The following is a 23,694-nucleotide window of genomic DNA, read 5'->3' as shown; positions in this document are numbered from 1 at the left end:
TGAAACACATACTAGTATTAAAACCTCCCTTTATAGGCTCAAATCGGATAAGGAGAATACAACATCATCATGTAGTTTGGCGTTATCTTCTCTAATTGTTATCCTTGCTTCTCCGTGCTTTTTTTTAAGTAAAAATTTTATTCCATCTGTTATTTTATTACTTAAATAGTAAACAAAATAGAGTTTTTCCATTTTACAAATGGCCCTTACAACATTATTAATGTTCTTTTGGCCACCAATGAAATCGCATAATACTATATATTTCAGGCCATTAAAATTCCGAATATGGTAGATGACGAAATTGTATTGTCCATCAACCAGAATTTTTTTTATTATGTATTGACTATCAAGACTTTCTTGGTACCTCCATTTAAAAAAACCTGGTATATTGCTTGTCACAAAATAATTATGCGTATTTGGATTGTGATTAATATAAGTTTCAGAGTTCACCGAAGTTATTGAAACATTTTTAGAAATACCAAAAGGAGAGATGATCCCGATTTTGTAAGAATATCTATTTTCTAAATTTTTCCATCCCAATTTTAAAAATTCAGGATAACTATATTTGTTGGGTGTAGCTATTAGCATATCGTAATCATTATTGTACAATTCAAGACAATATTTCATTAACATTTTCAAAATACCTTTTCCTCTATGAATTTTGGCAGTACAACCATCAATAGGTCTAAGGCATTTAATTGTGACCTTATTTTTTCGCTGGAAATTGTAACGTAAATAAAAAACCACACCAACAATAGTTTCATTTACTATGGCAACTGCGCCAAGTGGGCGCCCAAATGGGTTTTTAGAGTGTTTCCAAAAAATAAACTCCTTTGTATGTCTAGTATTTAAATTAGCATTTAACAATGCGACAACCTCGTCAAAGTCGGATTTATAGTTCAAAATTCTATATTTAATCATAAAATCAGTTTGGAAATTCTAAATTAATTAATAAAAGGATAATCTGGTTAATATAGAATGGTTTTATTGAAAGATGAATTTTTCGCCTTAATGATCCTGCTTTAAAAACTGAAAGTTGTGATGAAAGCTTGGCAAGATTAGTCTAAATAAGATTTTAAAAATATCGCGGCAAGTTAATCTGGATGAAACTTACACAATGCAAGGATTTAAAGATTCTTTTGCAATACAATTATCATTTCCTCCCCTTGTTCGGGAGTAGTGATTAACAGATTCTTTTTAATATATTTCCATACTAGGTTACGCAAAGGTTTAATTTCAAATATCCACAGTCCATTCTGAGTGAATTTGCTGTAAAGATTTAGCCACAAGGGAGAGTGATAGACATATTCCACTTTTTTTTCTGTGAGTTTTAGGGAGGAATCTGCTAGTTGTTTTCTGAATTTATTTATGTCATAATGCCGATAATGTTTTTCTGAAAGTTCCCGAACTGTTGTGGGAACACATATTATAATATGTCCCCCTGGTTTTGTTCGGGAATACATGGTGCTTAAAAATTGAGTGATCTGCTCATCTGGAATATGTTCTAAAACTTCAATAGCTGTAACAACATCAAAAGTTTCCTGAAGATCTGCAGCATCTTTTGCTTGAAATTCAATTTCCGGATGAAAAGCTTTTGCAAAAAGAATAGGCCTTTCGGAAAGGTCGACACCGACTTTTCGTTCAATTTCATGGTTAAGTAGTCCTAAAAATCTTCCTTCCCCGCAACCTATGTCTAAAACGGAATCGGGATTAAGCGCTTCAGTCAATTCTTTTGTTTGCAGAAGATAGCAAAAATATTTAAAACCCCAGGAAAGAGACCGATGATTAACTACATTCTTGTTTTTGTCAAGATAGGGCAGATGATGGTAGGGAAATCTATACTGATCTTCCTGTATTTTAAATTTATCTTTTATAATTTCCATGAAATATTTCTGTTTATCTATAATGAGTTACTGAATGCGAAATAGAACAATATCTTGGGAACTTGTCCGAAATATTGACAACGACTAATTTGTATCATGAAGTGCAAATATGAACAGCTTTGCCAAAAGCAAATATATCAAATAAAGCTATTATTAAAGAGGAAAAGAACCAATTTGAGATAAACCCTATTTTAGGAGAATGTTGGCGTATCTAAGAAAATGGTATTGGAACAAGCTTTGTAAAAGCTGTTTTAGAAACTCTGGAAAATTCAAATTTGGAACAAATTGAAACTGCGCGCTTGATGGTGCTTAAGGAGAATATGAATGAGGAGATTGCTGGGAGGTTTGTTGAGGTTTATAAAATGATGGTTTGATGATGTGATTATGTGATGTTATGATGATTTGATTTTGGGATAAGTAAATTGAAATTTTTAAACAAATTCTTTATCTCTCCCTTTAACGCCAATTCTAAAGAGTGCGGAAAAAGTATTCAAATTTTCGGGCGAACCTACTATTTAAAAAAATCTCTTTTTTTATCTTTTGCTCCCCCTTTGGGGACTGGGGGGCAATATCTTCTCATCCTTTAGGTGGTCGGGGGCCGGACAGCCTCCTCAATTCGGGTTTTCCAAACTCCCAATCTGCGTAATCCGTTTTCATCCGTGGAATCTGTGTTTACCACCAATCCGTGCAATTCGTTTTAATTCGTGTAATTCGTATTTCTAATAAATTCCTCTTAAAATCTTGTTATCCTTTCTTATTCAAGTATTTTTGCACCGTAATACTGAGCAAGTAAATGCAAAAAAATAAAATTCTTCACATCATAAAATCCCTGGGTCGCGGTGGGGCAGAAATGTTATTGCCTGAAACCATGAAATTGCACAATACATCAAAATTTGAGTTTCACACAATTTATTTTCTTCCCTGGAAAAACCAGATGGTGGAAGCACTCGAAAGTGCAGGGGGAAAGGTGTCTTGTTTTTCAGCGACCAACAATTTAAAATTGATGCAACAGTATTCAGGGGTGATTGAGTATTGCAAAAAAAATGAAATAGATGTAATTCATTGTCATTTGCCCTGGGCCGGGTTTTTGGGGAGGTTGGTTTTTGCTAAAACCAAAATCCCTGTTGTTTATTCCGAGCATAATATGCAGGAACGTTATCACATTGCTACCAAAACAATTAACAGGTTCACATTTAATTCCCAGAGCCTGGCTTTGGGGGTTTCAGAAGATGTCACCAACTCAATAAAGAAGAACATCAACCCAAAAATTCCTCTAAAAACCCTTTTAAACGGGGCCAATACCGATTCATTTAGAAGAGATCCCAATTCGGGAACCAAAACAAAACTGAAATTGGGCATTCCGGAAGATGCTTTGGTTATAGGAAATGTTGCTGTTTTCCGGTTTCAAAAGCGGCTTATTGAATGGTTAAAGGTTTTTAAAGAAATTGAGACTAAAAATTCAAATGTATATGGAATAATCGTCGGCGCCGGGCCGTTAGAAGAGGAGATCAAAGCTGAACTGATCAAACTGAAATTAGAAAAAAAAGTTTTCTTCCCGGGTTTAAAAACCGATGTTAAACCCTATTTTTCTGCGATGGATATTTTTATGATGAGCAGCTCTTTTGAAGGATTGCCTATTGCCCTTTTGGAAGCCATGAGTATGGAATGCGCTATTGTTTCAACAGATGCAGGGGGGATTAAGGAGGTTATAAGAAATGGGGAAGATGGCCTGACTTGCAAAGTCGAAGAATGGACGAAACTCTCCTGTTTGTGTAAGGTTTTAATTGAGGATCCTGAAAAGTTAAGCAACTATAAAAATGCAGCCCGTGAAAGGGTATTGAATAATTTTAGTTTGAGGAGGATGGTTGATGAGTTGGAGGAAATTTATTTATCTGTGATTCGTTAATTCGGGATTGGTTAATTAGTAATGTAGTGATGAAGTGACGATGTGATGCAGTAATCTGTTGCGAAGTAACTTGTGTTAATTGAAATAATAAATTTTTAACAGAAAACAGAAAACTGAATGCTTAACCAATTAACCATTTAACAAATCCTCAATCTCCTTCTCCCCCTTTGGGGGATCGAGGGGGAAAGAATCCCGAATTAACTATTTTACCAATTTACCAATTAACCAATCCCCAGTTAACCAATTAACCATCAACTATGCAAATCAGAGAAGCCACAGAGCAGGACATCCCGGAAATTTTGAGAGTGCTAAAAGCCAGCCTTGGTGAGACTTCTTCAAAAAAGACGGAATCTGTATGGAGATACAAACATGTAGATAATCCCTTTGGAAAATCCCTGGTTTTGGTTGCTGTTGAAAATGGCAGTATTATTGGAGTTCGTGCTTTAATGCGATGGAAATGGCAATTGGGGAAAGATGTGTTTTCCACATTTAGAGCGGTAGATACGGCAACGCATCCCGATCATCAGGGAAAAGGAATTTTTAAAAAACTTACCTTGAGGGCAATTGAAATAGCTAAGGAGAACGGTGATTCTTTTATTTTTAATACCCCCAACACCCAAAGTTTGTCCGGATATCTGAAAATGGGTTGGGAGGAAGTGGATAAATTAAAGATCCGTGCAAAGCTTGCTAACCCTTTAAATTGGGTTGGAAATAAACGGTACAGGCATTACGAGATAAACAATAATAGTTCAGATGTTCAAATCACCAAATTGATCTCAAAATATAATGATTTAAAAAGTGGAGAAAATAAATTATTTACTTTAAAATCTCCCGAATATCTTTCATGGCGCTATGAAAATAACCCTTTGCAGGAATATGAAGTAAAAGCAGAAACAGATTTTTATCTGGCAGGATACATCAAACAGCACAAATTTTTTAAAGAACTGAGAATCACTGAGCATATTTATTCTGATGATTCTGGTCTTGTTAAAATAAGTAACGCGGTAAAAAAAATTAGCAAAAAGTTTGGGGCACAGGTTATTACTTCAACTGAACTAAAAGCGGGTTTGGGATTTTCGGGAAATTATGGCCCTGTATTAACCCTGAGAGATGTAAATTTGGACTCAAATTTGAAACGGGAATTATTACAGCTTAACAATTGGTCTTACACGTTGGGGGATCTGGAATTATTTTAATATGCTTGGAGCATTTTTTTTAATATTACTACTTTTACTCATTACCCAGGGACTTTTTAGTTCCCTGAGTAAAAAACATGCATTCTTTTCCAAGAAATTGATGAATCAGCTTTTTGGTTATCATCTTATTTTTCTGGGGATTTATTACGCCTATACCATATTTAACCGTTCAGACTCTAAGGCATACTTTGAAAGAACAAAGAGAGAAGATTGGGGTTGGTTTGATTTTTTTGGCACGAGTACAACTTTTATAGATTTTCTTTCATATCCCTTCATCAATTTTTTAGGCTTTAATTATGAAATGATGATGCTGCTTTTCGCCTGGTTTGGTTATCTGGGGTTTGTATATGCCTATCTTTTTTTCAGGGAAAATATTCCAATTAAGGTTACGGTTTTTAAAAATTTTGATCTACTTACCCTTATCCTGTTTTTTCCAAACATGCATTTCTGGACCGCCTCTTTAGGAAAAGGTGCTCCTATTTTCCTGGGATTGATGATGTTTGCTTATGCTATTAAAAATCCAAAGTCCAGACTTGTCCCTTTAATTTTGGGTTCATTGCTTATTTATTATATCCGTCCTCACGTATTCATGTTTGTGGCTGTTGGTACCGTTTTGGGATATATGAGTGGAAAGGAAAAAATATCATTCGGCAGGAAATTATTTGTTTATATCGTCTTGATTGGGTTATTGGTACTGGTTCAGGATACTATTCTGGGAGTGGTTGGATTGGAAAGCTCTGACGAACTGGTGGGAGGTTTTGAAGATTTTTCTGCACACAGATCTGAATCCTTAAGTTCCTCTGGTTCCGGAGTTGATATGAATTCTTATCCCTTGCCACTAAAACTTTTTACTTTCTGGTTCAGGCCATTATTTTTTGATGCGCCGGGCATACTGGGGCTTATTACCTCGGTAGAAAACCTGATGTATCTATTGCTTTTCTTTAAAATTTTAAAAAAGGATTTTATCACTTTTATAAAAAATTCAACAGTAGTTGTAAAAATGAGTTTGGTGGTATTTTTCCTTTCCTCATTTGCAATGACTTTCATTATGTCTAATTTGGGAATCATTATGCGCCAAAAATCCATGGTAATGTATTTCGCCTTTTTTGTGATCTATTATTACCTGGCTCAGAAGAAGTATGATAAGATAATTAAGATGAAGAAATTGAAGCGCATTAGGGAAATTGAGTTGGAAAAGGAAAATATTGTGACCATGTGAAGCTGTGACGTTGTAATGAAGGGACGATTTGATACTGTTGGAAAAGAAAATAGAATATAGAGAATAGACTTTTTGAAGTAGAATTTGACATCTCGACTGCGCTCGATGTGACATGTGTATCGAATTAACGAATTACAAATCACCAATCAACCAGTTAACAAATCCCGAATTCCCAATTAACCAATTAACCAATTAACAAATGAACGAATCAACAAACGGTTTTTTAGTAATATCATTGGATTTTGAACTTCTTTGGGGAGTTTTTGATAAGGTGGATCATAAAGAAAAGGAAATCTACTTCAAAAATACGCGCCAAGTTATTCCTGAAATTTTAAACTTGTTTTCTGAATATGATATACATTGTACGTGGGCAGCGGTAGGAATGTTGTTCAATAAAAACTGGGAAGAATGGAGGGGAAACACACCAAATGTTTTTCCGAAATATAAGAATTCGGACCTGTCCGCTTATCATTATGGGAAATCTATACAATCCCCGGAGACAGAATTTCTTTGTTTCGCAAGGGATCTGATTCAGCAAATTCAAAATACTCCCCATCAGGAAATTGGCACCCATTCCTATTCCCATTATTATTGTCTGGAGGAAGGTCAGACTTTATCCTCCTTTAAAGCCGATTTGGAAAAAGCTATTGAAATGGCTAAACAAATGGGAATAGAGCTTAAATCCCTCGTGTTTCCGAGAAATCAATTCAATGAAGATTATTTAAAGGTTTGTTATGATTTAGGTATTGTAAATGTGCGTTCCAATCCAACCGATTGGTATTGGAAAGACACTCAAAATGATTCCTTAAAAAATAAAATATTCAGGACCGGAGATGCTTATATCGGTCCCAATAATAAATCATATAAGTTAACAGACCTAAATATTGAAAAAGGAAAACCCTTAGCTCAAAAAGCCAGCAGGCTCCTGCGTCCTTATTCCCCGAATAAATTTCTCAACGATTTGAAATTGAAAAGGATCAAATCGGAAATGACCGCCGCTGCAAAAAACAAGGAGATATATCATTTGTGGTGGCATCCGCATAATTTTGGAAACAACCCTGATGAGAATGTTGCTGATTTAAAAGAAATCCTGGATCATTATTTAGCTTGTAAAGAGAAGTATGGGTTTCAATCTGCAACAATGGATGAGATAAATAAAGTTATGATGGTTTGATGATGTGATGGTTTGATGAAGTGAATTAAATTTTTAAACCAAAATATCTTCTCCACTTTAGTACACCGTAAACACGGTTTTTCCACTCTTCATAAAAAACTGGTTTTATTATGAAAAATTTAAAATATGGAAAGGTTTTCTTATTTCCTGAAATTTAATTATGAGTGTTGTTTTGGTTTATTTATCCCGCCCGTTTAAATACATTTCTGCCTCTTTATGTCGTTTTTGAAGCTTTTCGTGCGTTTTGGTTGTTTCGTAACAGCATTTTTTAAGTGAAAACCCTTATTTCACTGGGGGTTTCATATAGATACCCTATGCCAACCCTATGGATCACCTATGTAAAACCTTAAAAACCTCCATAAAAACCTTATAAATCTCCTAATTCCACCCCGATGCATCGGGGTCTCCGTCACCGAAATCCTGCAACTTATTTCCTCCCTACATATTAAAACAATTAACCTATAATTCCTAAAATTACTATAGAATGCTTAAATTTAAGATGTAATCTCTAATGAAACCCAAAAACCCTGAATTTGAAACCTGCTAACATCAAAATAAAAACCTTTAAAATATAAAACATATGAAAGGCGCATTAACAATTGGCAGGGTATCCGGAATACGCCTGGAGGTTCACTGGACATTCATATTTATTTTGGCGTATGTATTCATTATTTATTATCAATTGGAAAAGGACTTGCAGCAGGGATTGCTCGGGGTGCTGTTGATTTTGGCATTATTTGTTTGTGTGGTCCTGCACGAACTGGGGCATGCGCTCACGGCCAAAAGGTTTGATATAATGACCAAAAGCATCACATTGCTTCCCATTGGTGGCCTGGCGCGACTAGAGAAAATTCCTGAAAAACCTAAACAGGAATTTCTGGTTGCCATAGCCGGCCCTCTGGTGAATGTAGTAATTGCTGTTGTAATTTATTCTTTTTTATATGCCAGCAATGTTATTCCCACCCTGACAGAAAATCCGGAAGACCTGGTAAAACTTTCCGGGGCAGCATTTTGGTTTAATCTGTTGATCGCCAATGTTTTTTTAGCGGCATTTAATTTTATTCCCGCCTTTCCAATGGATGGTGGCCGAATTCTCCGTGCTTTGTTGCTTTACAAGTTCAGCCGGGAAAAAGCAACCCGAATCGCAGCAGGAATTGGTCAGTTTCTGGCAATTATATTCTTCTTCGCCGGATTTTATGTAAATATCTGGCTGATATTTATTGGGATATTTATTTTTCTTGGTGCCGGTGCCGAAGCTCAGTTTGAAATTTCCAGAACAGCATTATCCGGACATAAGGTTCGGGATGTTCTTATGAAGGAATATATCGTTTTGCTCCCGGATGATACCCTCGATAAAGCGGTTCAGTATTTACTAGACGGGCAGGCAACGGAATTTGTGGTAGCAAAAAATGATGAAGTTATGGGTATTCTCACCCGCGATGAACTTATCAAAGGATTATCGGAAAACGGAAAAGATTCCAAAGTTTCAGCTGTTATGAGAGAAGATTATCTCGTTCTGGACCCGGTAGCGCCTTTAGAGGAAATCTATCAGAAAATTATGACCACCAAATGTCCTGTAGCGCTTGTTAAGGAAAACGAAAAATTCATAGGTATAGTTGACAAGGAAAATATCAATGAATTTATTATGGTTCAACAGGCAACAGAATAATTCAAAAATGGAAAATAAAGGGCTCCTTTCCCTTGAAAGGGAAGGTGGCTTAATCGGTACGAAAGTATTTTTATATAATTAGAATTATCCTACCGATTAAGACGGAAGGGTTAAGGAATTAAATTAGAACTGGAACCACCCCAACCTTTGGCCACCCCTCCTTCCCAAGGAGGGGAGCTTTTATATTTTTAAAATTTAAGTTTGTCTTATTGGTAAGAAAAACAAAGGGCTCCTTCCCTTGAAAGGGAAGGTGGCTTAATCGGTACGAAAGTATTTTTATATAATTAGAATTATCCTACCGATTAAGACGGAAGGGTTAATTTAATTTTTAACTTGTTACCTCCAGGGTACTATATCCCTGTCCGTGCCTTTTTAGCTGAATTTGTGTCGCGATACGTTCTTTTAAAGAATCTACATGACTTATGATTCCTATGGTTTTAGAGGATTCCGATTGTAATTTTTCAAGGGTGTCCAGGGTTTGATCCAGGGTTTCGGGATCCAAAGTTCCAAATCCTTCATCTATAAATAAACTGTTGATCTCCACATTCCGTGAAGCCAGGTCAGAGAGGGCTAAAGCCATCGATAAACTCAAAATAAAGGTTTCTCCCCCGGAAAGGGTTTTTACAGATCGTCGCTGCCCACCCATATGCTCATCAATTGCTACCAGGCCATCATCTTCCTGCGCTGTAGGTTTATCGATCTTATAGCGGTCGCTAAGGTCTGCCAGCCGTATGTTTGCATGTTGCAGCAACTGACTCAAACTCAAATCCTGTGCAAAATCGTTGAATTTTTTCCCCTGGGAATCCCCAATAAGTTCATTCAGCAACTTCCATCGTTTATTTTGTTTTTCCTTTTCTGCAATTCCGGCCTCCAGTTTTTCCAGTTGTTCCCTACGATCTTTGTCATTTTGCAATTTTCTTCGCAGCTCTTCGCAAGCCGATGTTATGCTTTGAAACAGGTCCTGATGCTGTTTTAATTCCGAAACTAAGGTTTCAGCGGTTTTTTCCACATCCTGTTTTTGGAGATTCTGTAATTGTGTGGACAGTAATTTCAGTGAGTTGAGGTGGATATCGAGGTCATTTTTTATTTTTTCCCTTCGTGATCGCAACTGGTTATAATCCAGTTCGGGCAAAAGTGCTTTCCGGGCTTCCGCAATAGTTGAAAAATCCTGTGCCTTAACCGCATCAGTTAAATGGTGCTCCAGATTCCTGAAGATTTCTGTTTGTTTTTCGATTCTGATTTCCAGTTCTTTTAACTGATTAGCAAGTCCGGTATGATCTTGTTTTAATGCGGTCCATGTTTGCTGAAATTGGCCGCAATCTTTGTGAATATCAGTTCCCAAATAAAGTTTATCCAATTGTGCCTTTACTTCCACGCCTTCGCTTAATACTCCATTTAACCTAAAATGTATTGGGATCGCTGTTTGAATCGCCTTTAATTTGCCGTATTCTTTTTCATATGCTTCCAACTGTTGAAGTTGTGTCCTGTAATTCCTGAAAAGTTGGTCCCAGTCCCTGTTTTCTTCAATCTGAAATTGAGGGAATTTCTCTTTAAATTGGGATAAATCTGCTTTCAGTTCGGCTTCCAAATTTGCTTTTTGTCCGTTGATCACGCTCTGTCGATCATCAAAATGCTTAAAACTTGTGGTTGCTTCAGTGAGTTTATCGGTCCAGGTTTTAAGTTCAGCAGCTGTTTCAACGATCTTCTTTTGAAGTTCAGAATCCTGTTTCGGAAGTTCTTCAGCATAGGGATGTTCCAGGGCGCCGCATAAAGGACAGGCTTCCCCGTCAACCAAATGCGCACGATGTTCTTTCAGGCTCGACCTAAGAACCTGGTTGTGTTTTTCAAGATCCAGCTTATCCCGGCGCTCCTTAAAAAGTTCGATCCGGTTTTCAGCAGTCGTTATTTCCACGGGAAAAGCAGCAATTTTAGGCAAAAGGAGTTCCGATTCCTTGTCCAGTTTTTCAATAGCAGCTGAAGCCTGATCGAGCTTATCCTGCTCCTGCTTGGCATTCATCGCTTCTTCCAAAGCCTTGTTTAAACGGTGTTTTTCGGCTTCACATCGCTCCAGATCTATATTTTTTAATTGTTTCTGAAGTGCTTCGATGGCTTTTTCTGAATCGTTTTTCAGCTCATTTAAGGTTTTCAGACTTGCATCCGGATCTTTTTCGTTTAAGCTGAAAGAAACATTTTCCAACTCTCTTTGCAGTTGAAGCTTAAGTGTTTTATATTCCGTAGATCGTTCTGATCTTTTTTGCTGAAGTTCACTTACTTTTCTGCTGAAACACTCTAGTTCATCAGAAATATTTTCTGAGGTTATTTCAGTTCCGGTAAATTTTCCGGTAGATTCAAGACACTTTTGTTGCTCCTGAAGATTTTTCTCAAGCCCGTTTTCTTTGATTTTTTTATCCTCCTTTATTCGCTGAAGTTCAACTTGCTGGTGGCTCCATGTTCGAAGGTCTTCAGCGTGATTCTGAAGTTTTTCGTGCTGTTTCAGACTATGCCCAAATTGAGCATGAAACTCTTTTAAATGGTTTTCTTCCGCATCTTTATTTAATTCCAGCACCTGGATCTCCTTTTTCCGGGTTTTGATGGCTTCCTTTAATTCCAGGCTTTTACTGATGGTTTTCAGCGTTGCTTCCAGGGATTTGCTCTCCTGTTCTTTTTGCTGAAGATTTTTTGAGATTTTCTTCTTTTTTTCATTTTCCAGCAGCTCATCTTTTATCACCACGATTCTGTCCTGTTGTGCCTTGATCACTGCATTTACTTCCCTGAATTTTTCAAAAGCCTTAATTCCCAGTTGGCGGTACATTCCGGTGCCGGTGATCTTTTCGAGCAATTCGCCACGTTCCTCTTTTTTAGCTCTTAAAAACTGCGCGAATTCGCCTTGAGCAAGCAATACCGACTTAATAAACTGATTGTAATTTAAGCCTATAAGTGCTTCATTCCTGGCCGGAACCTCCGATTTTTTAAGGTCGAGAAGTTCACCGCTGCCAACCTCAGCAATTTGCATCTCGTAATCTTTCAGGTTTCCGGTTCTTGCAGTGGAGATGCTCCAGGTGGAGGCATATTCCCCGCTTTTACATTCGTAGGTTACCGTTGCGAATGCCTCTTTTTGGTTTCGGGTAAGAATAGCCCCTTTTTCTTCTATTTCTTTCCTGGAGATCTTGCCCAACCTGGGCACCTGGTTGAAAAGCGCCAGGGAGATCACATCCAGGATCGTGCTTTTTCCGCTTCCGGTGGGTCCCGTGATCGCAAAGAGCGAACTCGTTGTAAAAGGAGCTTTGGTAAAGTCGATTATATGGGTTCCGCGAAGGGAATTGATGTTCTGGAATTCTATTTTTAGGATCTTCATAAAGCGGTATTTTCATCCATTTCAACTTCTTGCAATAACTCATCAAAAGCGCTCAGGATCTCCTGGTGCAATTCCTGATTACACTCGTGTTTTGTAATGAGTTCCAGGAATACTTCCCGGGGTTTAAGATCTTCCAGTTGTTGGGAATTTTTATAAAGATCGGCAGCACCTTTTAGTTGATGCTTAAAATCTGTTCGGTGTTTCACGATCTCAAATCCGGGTATGTCAAAACCTGTTATCAGCTCATCAAAAAGCAATATTTTATCTGCATCGTATTGTTCTTCGGTTAGAATTACTTCCAGTAAAGATTGGAGTTCTCCGGGATCTCCCGGCGATTCCAGCTTTAGCTGAAGCTGTTCCAGGGTACCGGTAATTTTTAAAAGTTTTCGAAATGATGGAACAGGAATGCTTTCCGGAATAAAACCTTCATCTGTATCGAGCAGTAAAACCCGTTTTTCATCTTTCCGTTCACTGAAGGAAAGCGGAATTGGCGAACCGCTGTAGTAGGTTGGTACCTGCGATTTTACCTGTTGGGGTTTATGAATATGCCCCAGGGCGATGTACTGAAAATAATCCCCGAACTGATTGGCATCAAATGCCGCCAGATTTCCTATTTGGATATCCCGTTCACTGTCTGAAGTTTCAATTCCTGCCGCAAACAAGTGTCCCAGCGCGATTGCCGGAATCCCCGGGTAGCTCGTGTTGCATATTTCTGCAGCCTGTAAAAATGTCGTTTGAATTCCTTTTCGCAATGCCTCGATCCTATCTGTATAAGTATGTCCGTCGTAAGCGCTGCGCAAATCGGAATCGCGAAGGTAGGGCAGGGCAACGATCACCAGTTTCGGAATTCCGTCTTTGTTTGTGACGGGGATAATAGTGTCTTCGAGATTTTCGGGTAGGCCGCCAATAATGTGCATGTCCAGTTCCCGCATCAGTTCCCGGGGAGCATCCAGCATTGCCGGGGAATCGTGATTTCCGCCGGTAAGGATGATCTTACACTGAAATCTCCTTAGTTTCATCAACGCCCGGTAGTACTGATTTCTTGCTTCCGAAGAGGGGTTTGCAAGATCGAATACATCTCCGGAAACCAATAAAACCGATACTTTATGGGTGTCGATGCATTCACATAGCCAATTTATAAAAAGTTCAAAATCCTGTGAAAGATCGTGTTTATGTAGTTTTTTACCAATATGCCAATCGGCAGTATGAAGGATCTTCATTTAAGTTGTTGTTTAAAAGTAATCCTGGATTTTAAATCAGGGAAAGTCAAATAATTCCCCGAATTTAAAAATTTACCGGCAGATGCTTCGATAATATTTAAAAAAATGTGAAGGTGTTTTAGGTTCAAACAACAGGCTTTGACTTTTTACATTGTGATTTCTTATAAGCAAATTCAGAAGTTGGCAACAAGCTGACACGAAAACTAAAGAAAATATACAGTTTAAAATTAGAATTCGTATTTTTGAATAAAAGCTGAATGAAATGGATCTGCAATCAAGAAAAATAGCGTTTATCCAGGAGTTTTTAAAACTTAAAAATGAGGAAGCTGTTTCCCGACTTGAAAAGTTATTAAAAAAAGAAAAGAAAACCAGCATTGGTGAAGACTTTAAACCAATGACAAAAGAAGAATTGAACCAACGGATTAACCAATCTGAATCTGACTTTAAAAACAATCGTTTCAAACGGACTTCAGAACTCTTATCCAAATACGAATAATCAAGTTGGAAATTATTTGGTCAGAATTTGCAGAAAAGCCCCAACGGGGCGCAATATACTAACGATGGGTGCAGCCCATCGCATAAAAAGCGAACATATATAAAAAGCCCTGCAGGGGCGTAATATAACGTGCAATGGGCCAGTCACTTGTGAAAAATTTTATACACCTCGTTTTCAGTACAAAACACCGTGAACCATTAATACAACCACCAGTGGAATTAGAACTTCACAATTACCTCGGTGGCATTTGCAATAAACTCGATTGCCAGGTAGTAAAAGTTGGTGGTTATACCGACCACATCCACATAATTTGTATGTTATCAAAAAAATTAGCCTTGATAAAATTAATGGAAGAGTTAAAATCGCATTCATCTAAATGGATAAAAAATAAAGGCGTGGGATATGAAAACTTTTATTGGCAAGATGGATACGGAGCTTTCTCGGTAAACCCCTCTGAGATAGATACTGTTATTACTTACATTACCAACCAACACGAACATCACCGCAAGAAAACATTTCAAGATGAATACCGGGCTTTTTTGAAAAAATATAATGTTGAATATGACGAGAGGTATGTTTGGGATTAGTATGAAACACAGCCCTTAGAGATTACGCCCCTGCAGGGCTTGGATGTTGTGACTTACTTGTATTCATCCCGCTTCACGGGATGTTGGCAGATTACGCCCTTGCAGGGCTTAGAAATTAGATTCCCACACAACTTTTGTATATGAACCAGTTGTAAATCCTAAATTTGCTACAAAACTGATTAGAAACGTATTGAACGAACCTAAAAAGTTAATTAAAATAAGGGCCTCAAAAAGGCATTTAAAAACTAATTCATTTGCCTTTTAAATAAATACTCTCTTTTGTATTTCGGAAAAATAATCAGGATGTTTTTAGCGGTTTCGTTTTTTGGACAGTTTTTTTCCTGGGTTTAACTTTAACAGGTGCTTTTTTTGGTTTTTTACTTATAAGCCATAGATAGAAATAGCCTGTAAGGCCTGCCAGCAATGAGGCCACGAGAATTCCCATCTTGGCCTGTATCCTGAAATCTTCAGTTGTAAATGCGAGTTCGGTGATGAAAAAGGACATGGTAAAACCTATTCCTGCCAGGATCCCTATACCGTATACATGTTTCCAGGTTACTCCTTTTGGCAGTTGTGAGATTTTCAGGAACACCATAAGCCTTGTAAAAAGTACTACCCCAAGAAATTTTCCGAGCATAAGTCCTGAAACAACGCCGATAGTTACCGGGCTTTGCAAAAAGGCAAAGGATTCTGAAGTAAGTGTTACTCCGGCATTGGCAAAGGCAAACAGCGGAAGGATCACAAAACTTACCAAAGGATGCAAGGCATGCTCCAGCCGTTGCAATGGAGGTGTGGCATCTATGGTTAAGGAAGAAAATTTTTCTATCATATGGGTGATTTTATCCTTGTCTTCTTCTTCATCCTCAAACTCATCTTCCTCATCTTCCTCTTTTCTCTGAAGCTTGAGTTGATTTTTGATTTGATAAGATAATAATTTCACTTTTCTAAGAAACAACGGAGCATTGATCCTTTTTGTAGAGGGGATTGCAAAAGCAGCAATTACAGCTGCGATAGTGGCATGAACCCCGGAGAGCATGACCGCCATCCAAAGACCTCCAATTCCTACAATGGCGTAAAAAATAGTGTTTCTAATCCCTACATAGTTCGCCGTGAATAATATGAGCAGAAAAAATCCACCCATCGCAAGATTATCCATGGAAATATCGGCGGTATAAAACAAGGCGATTACCAGCACAGCTCCCAGATCATCCACAATGGCCAATGCCGTTAAAAACACCTTTAGCGTTAAAGGAACTTTATCTCCCAGCAGGTATAAAAGGCCCAAGGCAAAGGCTATATCGGTGGCCATCGGGATTCCCCATCCGGAAACAGCAGGCGTTCCTGCGGTAAAAAAATAATAGATGAGTGCCGGGAATAGCATACCGCCGATGGCCGCAGCAACAGGTAGTGCCGCTCCGCGCAAGGTGGAAAGTTCACCCTGGATGATCTCTCTTTTTAATTCCAAACCTACCATAAAAAAGAAAATGGACATAAGTCCATCGTTAATCCAGTGAAGCAGGTTTTTGCTTATTACAGAATCGTTAAAACCAATATGGATGTACTGTTTCCAAAAAGCATGGTATTGCTCAGCCAGCGGAGAATTTGCGATGATCATGGCCAGTATGGCCGAAAAGATAAGCAGGAGCCCAACAGAGGTTTGTTTTTCGATAAAACCTTTTATTGGAAGCAATAAATAAATATCCAGAGTAGACTTTTTCATCTGTTTATATTATTGTTTTTTAATGGTCTCCCGATGGCTATCGGGAGTAATTCGCATATTTTCATCGGTGTTTGTATCGTGTTTCAGTTTTGCTCATTTCATCTGTATGTTTTATGGTTTTAGCGGACATATGTAATTCGCATATCTTCCCCTGTGTTTGTATCGTGTTTCCGTTTTGCTCATTTCATGCTGAAGGAATTGAAGTGGAGAACTTGATCTTGCGAAATTCACGGTTTCAAGGTTCACATCGCAATATAAGAATCGAAGTTAGAATTTTAAGTGGTTTCAAAATATGACCGGAATCATATTTAAGGAAGCGACCCCGGAATTATTCAATGATAATATTATACCGGTCTAAAAGCCCTGCGATATTGGTTGCTGAAAATTTTGCGTTCCTGATCCTGTTGAGTTCCGGGTCAATAGTAAAATTTTGGGCTGTTCTGAGATCTGAATTTTCAAGGATGGTATTTTCAAATACAGCTCCGCTCAATTCACACTTGTCGAAAATTGAATTTCGAAGATCAGTTTCGGTGAAATCGACCTGTTCCAGTTTACAGGAGCTGAATTGCGTCTTTTTAAGTTTCAGCCCGTAAAAGGAAGAAAAATCAAGGATGGATTCTTCAAAAGAAAACGACAGCAAAAAGGGATTACATTCGTCAAAACGAAGGCCTAATAATTTACAGTTTTTAAACCTCACATCCCGGAAAGTGGTATTTTTCAGCAATGCCATACTAAAATCGCAGTTTTCAAAGTAACATTCTGAAAATGTGAAGGAGGAGAGGTTGGCACTAACAAAACTGCATTCGTTAAAATTACAGCTTTCATATTCTCCCAAAGCTAAGCCTCTGTCGGAGTAATTTTTAGACTTAAACAAACTGTTTTCTATAAATTTTATACTCATCAGAAAAATTCAGAATTGAAATGAATCGGGAAAACGACTCCCTCCAGCTGCGAAGATAAGAAGTTGTTATTGCTTTTTACAGTGATCGTAAATGGAAACTTCTGTTTTCCTTCTTTAGGTATTTTTTCTACCCAATTTTAATTATATTTGAGAAGTCAGGTTTTGAAGATGAAAAAAATAGGGTCTTTTAATTTAAGATCCCTATTCTTATTTCACATCTTCTTTCAGGTTAAAATCCGCAATTAATTATGAGTAAAATTAAAATAGCTACCGTAGGACCCATTCCAAGAGATACAATAATTACGCATAAAGGTGAGACTATCAAAAAATACGGATGTATTACGCATCCTACTATTGCCCTTTCAAAATTACTTGGTGATGATGGGCTTGTTTTTCCTGTTACCCATATCAATAAGGAAGATGAACCACCTATTAAGGAGCTTTTTCAGCCTTATCCAAATATAAATACAGCTGGTCTTTATACCCATCATGACAGGGGAACCATTATAGAATTAAAATTTCTTGACCAAAATAACAGGGAGGAGAAACAACTTTCAAAAATGGCTCCCATTACACCTGAGGATGTAAAACCCTTTTTGGATGTAGATGCTTTTGTTTTTGTTCCGGTTACCGATTTTGAAATAGAACTGGAAACATTGAAATATATCAAGCAAAACTCCAAGGCGCTCATTATTTTTGATGCTCACGGCCCAACTTCCAGGGTAGATGAAAACGGGGCCAGAGTTCGAAAGTTATGGGAAGATAAAAATGATTGGCTTCCCTATATAGATGTTCTTAAAATGAACCTCGAAGAATCCCAGTTTAGTTGGTGCCAGGATGAAAATATTCTAAATTCTTATGATGATCAGTACACAGATCATCTGGATGATTTTGCGGAATATGCGCTTTCCAAAAATGTAAATACATTATATATCACCCTGGATTCCAGGGGCTGTTTATCCTATCACAAAGAAAATGGTGAGACCCGGAAGGAATTTATAAAATCTGTTTGGGTAGATAATGTGGTGGATACCACCGGCTGTGGCGATAGTTTTGCCGGAGGACTGGCATATGGGTTGGCCTTATACAAGGACCGGATAAAAGCCGCTCAATATGCCAATTTGATGGGAGCATTAAGAACTCAGGGAACAGGATTCGATGTGTTTAAAAACAAGGATGAATCGGATAAAATAATTCAGGAATATTATTCTTCTTAGAGTTTCGCAAACTCAAATTCCTTAAAAATATCCCAGTTTTTTCCATTGTGTTTTAAAAGGAAAATACTTTTTGCCTGAAAAGAATCCTGAAATTCCCGTTCTTTAAAATCGGCCCAGACGGTTGGGAAGATGCGATGATTCAGATCACGGGATGCCAGGGTAAAGTGAGGATCTATTTTAGATGTCTTTTCGTGATCTTTTAAATTGAGATGGGTGGTAAGAAGGTCCTGCAAGCTTTCATAAAGTTCAATTACCGGCTGTTTTGTTTCTACATCAGCAAAGATTATACGATTAGAAAACTTTCTAAATCCAAAAATTTTTATTGTAAAACTATGTTGTTTTGCAGCAAAACCTTTCAGTAGTTCTATAAGGTCGGATTCATTTTCATTTGGGATGCGGAAGGGGATTTGCAGGGTGATATGGGCGGGAAGTTTAAGTGCGTGTTTGGCTTCGTATTTATCGGCAATCTCCAGCTTCAATAATCGGATACGTTCGCAAAGTGCTTCAGGAGGAATTAAAGCGATAAAATAAAGGCTCATTATTTCGGAATTGGTCTTTAACAATCTAAGGTGTTTTTTAGTCTCAATAATCGGGATAATTCTTTTATGCTTATCCGTTTAGAAACCTAAAAACACTTTTTGTTCCCCTGAGCGCAGTCGAAGGGTCAAACAACAACGTCTCGACTGCGCTCGACGTGACACTTTTAGTTCAAATTTGCCTTTTGGGTATCTTAACGGATATACAAATTCTTTTCCCTCAAAAATCGGTAAGCTTTACCTGCTAAGCTTCCACCTTATCAAAGTCCATTTCCACCTGATGCCTTAAAAGATCGTCAAAATCCTCACGTTCCCTTATCAAATGAGCTGTTTCATTATACCATAATACTTCCGCGGGGCGGTAGCGGGAATTGTAATTGCTGGCCATCGTGAAACAATAGGCTCCGGCATTGCTAAACGCGAGCAAATCACCTTCCTTGATCTCGGAGATCCTTCGGTTGGTGGCAAACGTATCGGTCTCACAAATGTAACCTACTACAGAATAGAAACGTTCTTTTCCCTCCGGATGCGAAATATTCCTTATCTCATGCCGGGATCCGTAAAGCATTGGCCTTATTAAATGATTGAATCCGGAATCTATCCCGGCAAAAACCGTGGAAGTGGTTTGCTTGATCACATTTACCTTTGCAACAAATTGCCCGGCCTCGCTTACCAGGAATTTTCCAGGCTCGAAAGCCAGCGTAAGTTTACGACCGTATTCTTCACAAAAGGATTTGAATTTTGTACTTAGTTTCTCACCCAGCTCTTCAATATTGGTCTCGATATCACCTTGTTTATAAGGGACTTTGAAGCCGCTTCCAAAATCCAGAAACTCCAGATCTTTGAAATGCTTTGCGGTATCAAAAAGGATTTCCGATGCATATAAAAACACTTCAATGTCCAGAATATCGCTTCCGGTATGCATATGGATCCCGTTAATGTTCATCCCGGTATTTTCCACGATACGAAGTAAATGCGGGATCTGGTGTATGGAGATCCCGAATTTTGAATCGATGTGCCCCACAGAAATATTGGTGTTTCCACCTGCCATTACATGCGGATTGATCCTGATGCACACCGGAACTTTAGGATGCCGTGTGCCAAATTGTTCCAGTATTGATAAATTATCGATATTTATTTGTGCTCCAAGTTTGGTGACTTGCTCTATTTCTTCCAGAGAAACGCCATTGGGTGTATAAATTATCTTTGATGGATCAAAACCTGCTTTCAAGCCCAGTCTCACCTCCTGAATACTAACGGTATCCAAACCGGAACCCATTTTGTTCATCAGTTTTAAAATGGAGATATTCGAGAGTGCCTTTGCAGCGTAATTGATGCGAAGCTTTTTTATTTCTGAAAAAGCATTGGTTAATCGTTTATACTGAAACATAATTTTTTCAGCATCATAAACATATACCGGACTTTCAAATTCTTTAGCGATTGTAATTAGGTCTTGATCTTTCATTTATTCAAATTTAATCCCAGCAATGGGTTTAATTCCCCCAATGTCCGTCCTAAATATTTGGACTGATTCTCATCGGGATAATGGATGTTTCCTGCATTTAAATACCTCGTGATTTTGCACAGGGTACTTTATTGGTCGGCAAAAATAATTTAGATTTTTAATTTACTGCAAGTAATACCAAAATAAAACATAATCCGAATAAATGTTTAAAACCTTACCATACTTTATTACTTTTAAATTTCAGTAAAAAAGGCTTAGGAGTCCTTATTATTCAAAGGCTAATTGGCTTTGTTCTTTCACTCCTTTTCTACGCATCAAAATAATTCCGAGCGCAATAAATACTCCAGTTCCGGCCATTGCAGCACCTACGAGCGTTGCCGATCCTATCCCGTAACCCATGGCAATTGGTAGACCGGCGAAATAAGCTCCGCTCGCATTTCCAACGTTAAAGGCACTTTGGTTAAGGGAAGAGCCAAGCATTTCAGATCCTTTTGCAGTAGTGATCATTGCCATTTGAATGGGAGTAGCAAGACAAAAAGCAAAGGTGCTTATCAGGAAGGTCAATACCAATACAGCAATTTTATCATCTGCAAAAAAGGTATTGCTAAGCAATAAAACTACCATTATGACAAGAGTTATAACTACAGCATTGATGGGGGAGTATTTTTCAGCGAGTTTGGCTCCGATAAAATTCCCTGCAACCATCCCAAGTCCTGCCAGGATCATTACATAACTTACCATTCCTTCCGGATGTCCGGCTACATCTGTTATTAGAGGAGCGATATAACTGTACCACGCGAAAAATCCGCCGGTACCAATGGTGGTAAGAAAGAAAACCATCCATAATTCGCCCCGTTTTAGAACTTTTAGATCCTTCCGCAGGCCATTGGAAGATGATTTTGGCAGTTCGGGCATCCAGAATTTTACTGCGAGTACTGCAAGAATCCCAACAACTCCCACCGCCATGAATGAAACTCCCCAGCTAAAATGCTGACCTAAAAAGGTGCCTAAGGGAACTCCCAATACATTGGCAAGGGTTAAACCTGTAAACATCATTGCAATTGCCTGCGCCGATTTTCCGGGTTTGGCCAGCTTTCCGGCTACTACAGCTCCAATACCAAAAAAGGCACCGTGTGGCAAACCCGATAAAAAACGAACTGCCATTAAAGTATTATAAGAATTTGCGAAGCCGGAGAGGGTATTGAATACGGTAAACCATACCATTAACCACATAAGGATCTTATGGGCCGGCCATCTTCCTGCTATCCCTGTAATAATTGGTGCTCCTACCACAACGCCAAGCGCGTAGGCAGAAATGAAATGCCCTGCCTGTGGGATAGTAATTTTTAAATCTTCTGCAACATTGGGCAGGATCCCCATAATAACAAATTCTGTCATTCCAATCCCAAACCCTCCAATGGCTAATGCGATGAGTGCCTTCTTCATTTTGACTAAATTTTAATCCCGTACATGGGTCTAATTCCTAAGATCATAGAGGTTTTTGATTATTTTTTCCTATTTCTTACCTCCAGAAATTACATCTTATAAATTATGGTGCAAAAATAAGGTAGATACTTTATCAAGCATCATTTTTTTGAAAAAAATCACTAAAACGATATAGGGAAAATCTCAGTAAAAATAGGGTGTTTCAAGCTTTTGATACAAAATTTCCTCACTTTTGAGCTGTGAAATTCAGGTTTTCAATTATTTTTTTAACAATAATTTTCGTTTAAAATTCATTATTGCAGCTCCATTTTGAGAAAAAAATATAGGAACAGATGATGAAATTGGATCAAAAACAGGAGCAAAGCCTCTGGAAATCATAATCTCAAAAAAGATTGGTTCATCTTATTACATTTGTTACTTTTGTTCACCGTATTAATTACTGAAGAAAAAGCAGATTATGAACATACACGAGTATCAAGGAAAAGAAATTTTAAGCAGCTTTGGCGTGCGCATTCAGCGTGGTATTGTTGCTCATAATGCAAAAGAAGCAGTAGATGCTGCCAAGGAACTTACCGCACTAACCGGAACAGGTTGGCACGTGATTAAAGCACAGGTTCACGCCGGTGGCCGTGGAAAAGGTGGTGGAGTGAAAATTGCCAAAAACCTGAAAGAAGTTGAAGACATCACCGGACAAATCATCGGGATGGATCTTGTAACTCCTCAAACTTCTGCGGAAGGAAAAAGGGTACATAAGGTATTGATTGCTGAAGATGTGTATTACCCGGGAGCCAATGAGCCCGAAGAATATTATATGTCTGTTTTATTGAACCGTAGTACAGGACGTAATATGATCATGTATTCTACCGAAGGTGGTATGGATATAGAAACTGTTGCTGAAGAAACTCCTGAATTGATCTTTACTGAAGAAATCGATCCTTCGGTAGGTTTAATGCCTTTCCAGGCCAGAAGAATTGCTTTTAATCTAGGGTTAAGCGGAACTGCTTTTAAAGAAATGACCAAGTTTGTGATGGCCCTTTACACGGCTTTCGATAAATCCGACTCTTCTTTATTTGAAATCAATCCGGTTTTAAAGACCAGTGATGATAAAATTATGGCAGTTGATGCCAAGGTTACCATAGATGACAATGCCTTATTCCGTCATAAAGACTATGCTGAAATGAGGGATATTCGCGAGGAAAATCCTGTGGAAGTAGAAGCTAAAAGAGTGGGACTTAACTATGTGGATCTTGACGGAAACGTGGGTTGTATGGTAAACGGTGCCGGTCTTGCAATGGCAACTATGGACCTTATCAAGCAGGCAGGTGGTGAACCTGCAAACTTCCTTGATGTAGGTGGTACTGCAGATGCAAAACGTGTGGAAGAAGCATTAAGACTTATCCTGAAGGATGACAAGGTAAAAGCAATCCTCATCAATATTTTTGGTGGAATTGTACGTTGTGACCGTGTAGCTCAGGGTATTGTAGATGCCTGTAAAAATATGGGGGATGCGGTAAAAGTGCCTATCATCGTTCGTTTACAGGGAACCAATGCCGATATAGCTAAAGAAATTATCGACAACAGCGGATTCAACTTTTTCAGTGCTACCGAATTTCAGGAAGCTGCAGATAAAGTTCAGGAAGCTCTTAAATAAGTAGAACTTATATAAAACAGAAAAATCCCGGTTTTGCCGGGATTTTTTGTTTA

18 protein-coding genes are annotated in these 23,694 nt (G+C 38.1%); 9 read left to right on the top strand and 9 right to left on the bottom strand.

The annotated features are described in order from the left end of the window. Positions 1-30: 30 nt before the first annotated feature. Together ACKGJN_RS05650 and ACKGJN_RS05645 are read right to left on the bottom strand one after the other, a co-directional pair. The gene (locus ACKGJN_RS05650; protein WP_409538477.1) at positions 31-903 is read right to left on the bottom strand and encodes a GNAT family N-acetyltransferase; all 873 of its coding nucleotides are present in this window, start codon (positions 901-903) and stop codon (positions 31-33) included. Between the two features lie 224 nt (positions 904-1,127). Beyond that, positions 1,128-1,883, bottom strand: coding sequence for a class I SAM-dependent methyltransferase (locus ACKGJN_RS05645; RefSeq protein WP_409538476.1), 756 nt, complete (start codon positions 1,881-1,883; stop codon positions 1,128-1,130). Between the two features lie 793 nt (positions 1,884-2,676). Here ACKGJN_RS05645 and ACKGJN_RS05640 point away from each other — a divergent pair. The 5 genes from ACKGJN_RS05640 to ACKGJN_RS05620 all read left to right on the top strand — a co-directional run bounded on the left by ACKGJN_RS05640 (position 2,677) and on the right by ACKGJN_RS05620 (position 9,047). After that, entirely contained in the window at positions 2,677-3,789 is a 1,113-nt protein-coding gene (locus tag ACKGJN_RS05640; protein WP_409538475.1) for a glycosyltransferase, read from the top strand. A 257-nt stretch (positions 3,790-4,046) separates the two neighbouring features. Further along, the gene (locus ACKGJN_RS05635; protein ID WP_409538474.1) at positions 4,047-4,985 is read left to right on the top strand and encodes a GNAT family N-acetyltransferase; all 939 of its coding nucleotides are present in this window, start codon (positions 4,047-4,049) and stop codon (positions 4,983-4,985) included. Between the two features lies 1 nt (position 4,986). Beyond that, positions 4,987-6,204, top strand: a complete 1,218-nt coding sequence (locus tag ACKGJN_RS05630; protein ID WP_409538473.1) for a hypothetical protein — start codon at positions 4,987-4,989, stop codon at positions 6,202-6,204. Between the two features lie 199 nt (positions 6,205-6,403). Beyond that, the gene (locus tag ACKGJN_RS05625; RefSeq protein WP_409538472.1) at positions 6,404-7,378 is read left to right on the top strand and encodes a polysaccharide deacetylase family protein; all 975 of its coding nucleotides are present in this window, start codon (positions 6,404-6,406) and stop codon (positions 7,376-7,378) included. 580 nt (positions 7,379-7,958) lie between these two features. Continuing rightward, positions 7,959-9,047: a site-2 protease family protein gene (locus tag ACKGJN_RS05620; protein ID WP_409538471.1), complete on the top strand. Its 1,089-nt coding sequence runs from the start codon at positions 7,959-7,961 to the stop codon at positions 9,045-9,047. A 328-nt stretch (positions 9,048-9,375) separates the two neighbouring features. Here the strand turns inward: ACKGJN_RS05620 and ACKGJN_RS05615 are convergent, their stop codons facing one another. Both ACKGJN_RS05615 and ACKGJN_RS05610 read right to left on the bottom strand, forming a co-directional pair. Further along, complete coding sequence (locus tag ACKGJN_RS05615; RefSeq protein WP_409538470.1) at positions 9,376-12,402, bottom strand: AAA family ATPase; 3,027 nt, start codon at positions 12,400-12,402, stop codon at positions 9,376-9,378. Further along, positions 12,399-13,622 (bottom strand): exonuclease SbcCD subunit D C-terminal domain-containing protein, encoded by a 1,224-nt coding sequence (locus tag ACKGJN_RS05610; RefSeq protein WP_409538469.1) that lies wholly within the window; start codon positions 13,620-13,622, stop codon positions 12,399-12,401. Before ACKGJN_RS05610 ends, ACKGJN_RS05615 begins: the two co-directional genes overlap by 4 nt. A 262-nt stretch (positions 13,623-13,884) precedes the next feature. Here ACKGJN_RS05610 and ACKGJN_RS05605 point away from each other — a divergent pair, with 262 nt between their 5' ends. Next, positions 13,885-14,118: a hypothetical protein gene (locus tag ACKGJN_RS05605; protein ID WP_409538468.1), complete on the top strand. Its 234-nt coding sequence runs from the start codon at positions 13,885-13,887 to the stop codon at positions 14,116-14,118. Positions 14,119-14,252: 134 nt separating this feature from the next. Further along, positions 14,253-14,705: an IS200/IS605 family transposase gene (gene tnpA / locus ACKGJN_RS05600; RefSeq protein ID WP_409538467.1), complete on the top strand. Its 453-nt coding sequence runs from the start codon at positions 14,253-14,255 to the stop codon at positions 14,703-14,705. 298 nt (positions 14,706-15,003) lie between these two features. Here the strand turns inward: tnpA and nhaA are convergent, their stop codons facing one another. Continuing rightward, positions 15,004-16,425 carry a Na+/H+ antiporter NhaA gene (nhaA, locus tag ACKGJN_RS05595; RefSeq protein WP_409538466.1) on the bottom strand — a complete coding sequence of 474 codons (1,422 nt, stop codon included), beginning with the start codon at positions 16,423-16,425 and terminating at the stop codon, positions 15,004-15,006. 328 nt (positions 16,426-16,753) lie between these two features. Continuing rightward, positions 16,754-17,326: a pentapeptide repeat-containing protein gene (locus ACKGJN_RS05590; RefSeq protein WP_409538465.1), complete on the bottom strand. Its 573-nt coding sequence runs from the start codon at positions 17,324-17,326 to the stop codon at positions 16,754-16,756. A 248-nt stretch (positions 17,327-17,574) separates the two neighbouring features. Here ACKGJN_RS05590 and ACKGJN_RS05585 point away from each other — a divergent pair, with 248 nt between their 5' ends. Beyond that, on the top strand, positions 17,575-18,543 hold the full coding sequence (locus ACKGJN_RS05585; protein WP_409538464.1) for a carbohydrate kinase family protein: 969 nt from the start codon (positions 17,575-17,577) through the stop codon (positions 18,541-18,543). Here the strand turns inward: ACKGJN_RS05585 and ACKGJN_RS05580 are convergent. From ACKGJN_RS05580 to ACKGJN_RS05570, 3 genes are all read right to left on the bottom strand, one after another. Beyond that, complete coding sequence (locus tag ACKGJN_RS05580; RefSeq protein ID WP_409538463.1) at positions 18,540-19,082, bottom strand: 2'-5' RNA ligase family protein; 543 nt, start codon at positions 19,080-19,082, stop codon at positions 18,540-18,542. The genes ACKGJN_RS05585 and ACKGJN_RS05580 overlap by 4 nt on opposite strands. A gap of 241 nt (positions 19,083-19,323) precedes the next feature. After that, positions 19,324-20,544 (bottom strand): diaminopimelate decarboxylase, encoded by a 1,221-nt coding sequence (lysA, locus tag ACKGJN_RS05575; protein ID WP_409538462.1) that lies wholly within the window; start codon positions 20,542-20,544, stop codon positions 19,324-19,326. 267 nt (positions 20,545-20,811) lie between these two features. Continuing rightward, positions 20,812-21,990: an MFS transporter gene (locus ACKGJN_RS05570; RefSeq protein WP_409538461.1), complete on the bottom strand. Its 1,179-nt coding sequence runs from the start codon at positions 21,988-21,990 to the stop codon at positions 20,812-20,814. Between the two features lie 457 nt (positions 21,991-22,447). On the opposite strand from ACKGJN_RS05570, the gene sucC reads away from it, so the two are divergent. Then, on the top strand, positions 22,448-23,641 hold the full coding sequence (gene sucC, locus ACKGJN_RS05565; protein WP_409538460.1) for an ADP-forming succinate--CoA ligase subunit beta: 1,194 nt from the start codon (positions 22,448-22,450) through the stop codon (positions 23,639-23,641). The last annotated feature ends 53 nt before the right edge of the window (positions 23,642-23,694 follow it).

It is taken from the genome of Gillisia xinjiangensis (assembly GCF_046298265.1).
In the GTDB taxonomy this organism is placed as follows: domain Bacteria; phylum Bacteroidota; class Bacteroidia; order Flavobacteriales; family Flavobacteriaceae; genus Gillisia; species Gillisia xinjiangensis.
The sequence above is the reverse complement of the archived record's forward strand: the minus strand, read 5'-3'. Positions and strand labels throughout refer to the sequence as shown.

Excerpts from the sequence above, each read along its gene's own strand:
- ACKGJN_RS05645 (WP_409538476.1), bottom strand. The coding sequence starts at position 1,883 with ATGGAAATTATAAAAGATAAATTTAAAATACAGGAAGATCAGTATAGA.
- ACKGJN_RS05640 (WP_409538475.1), top strand. The coding sequence starts at position 2,677 with ATGCAAAAAAATAAAATTCTTCACATCATAAAATCCCTGGGTCGCGGT.
- ACKGJN_RS05635 (WP_409538474.1), top strand. The coding sequence starts at position 4,047 with ATGCAAATCAGAGAAGCCACAGAGCAGGACATCCCGGAAATTTTGAGA.
- ACKGJN_RS05630 (WP_409538473.1), top strand. The coding sequence starts at position 4,987 with ATGCTTGGAGCATTTTTTTTAATATTACTACTTTTACTCATTACCCAG.
- ACKGJN_RS05625 (WP_409538472.1), top strand. The coding sequence starts at position 6,404 with ATGAACGAATCAACAAACGGTTTTTTAGTAATATCATTGGATTTTGAA.
- ACKGJN_RS05620 (WP_409538471.1), top strand. The coding sequence starts at position 7,959 with ATGAAAGGCGCATTAACAATTGGCAGGGTATCCGGAATACGCCTGGAG.
- ACKGJN_RS05615 (WP_409538470.1), bottom strand. The coding sequence starts at position 12,402 with ATGAAGATCCTAAAAATAGAATTCCAGAACATCAATTCCCTTCGCGGA.
- ACKGJN_RS05610 (WP_409538469.1), bottom strand. The coding sequence starts at position 13,622 with ATGAAGATCCTTCATACTGCCGATTGGCATATTGGTAAAAAACTACAT.
- ACKGJN_RS05605 (WP_409538468.1), top strand. The coding sequence starts at position 13,885 with ATGGATCTGCAATCAAGAAAAATAGCGTTTATCCAGGAGTTTTTAAAA.
- tnpA (WP_409538467.1), top strand. The coding sequence starts at position 14,253 with ATGGGCCAGTCACTTGTGAAAAATTTTATACACCTCGTTTTCAGTACA.
- nhaA (WP_409538466.1), bottom strand. The coding sequence starts at position 16,425 with ATGAAAAAGTCTACTCTGGATATTTATTTATTGCTTCCAATAAAAGGT.
- ACKGJN_RS05590 (WP_409538465.1), bottom strand. The coding sequence starts at position 17,326 with ATGAGTATAAAATTTATAGAAAACAGTTTGTTTAAGTCTAAAAATTAC.
- ACKGJN_RS05585 (WP_409538464.1), top strand. The coding sequence starts at position 17,575 with ATGAGTAAAATTAAAATAGCTACCGTAGGACCCATTCCAAGAGATACA.
- ACKGJN_RS05580 (WP_409538463.1), bottom strand. The coding sequence starts at position 19,082 with ATGAGCCTTTATTTTATCGCTTTAATTCCTCCTGAAGCACTTTGCGAA.
- lysA (WP_409538462.1), bottom strand. The coding sequence starts at position 20,544 with ATGAAAGATCAAGACCTAATTACAATCGCTAAAGAATTTGAAAGTCCG.
- ACKGJN_RS05570 (WP_409538461.1), bottom strand. The coding sequence starts at position 21,990 with ATGAAGAAGGCACTCATCGCATTAGCCATTGGAGGGTTTGGGATTGGA.
- sucC (WP_409538460.1), top strand. The coding sequence starts at position 22,448 with ATGAACATACACGAGTATCAAGGAAAAGAAATTTTAAGCAGCTTTGGC.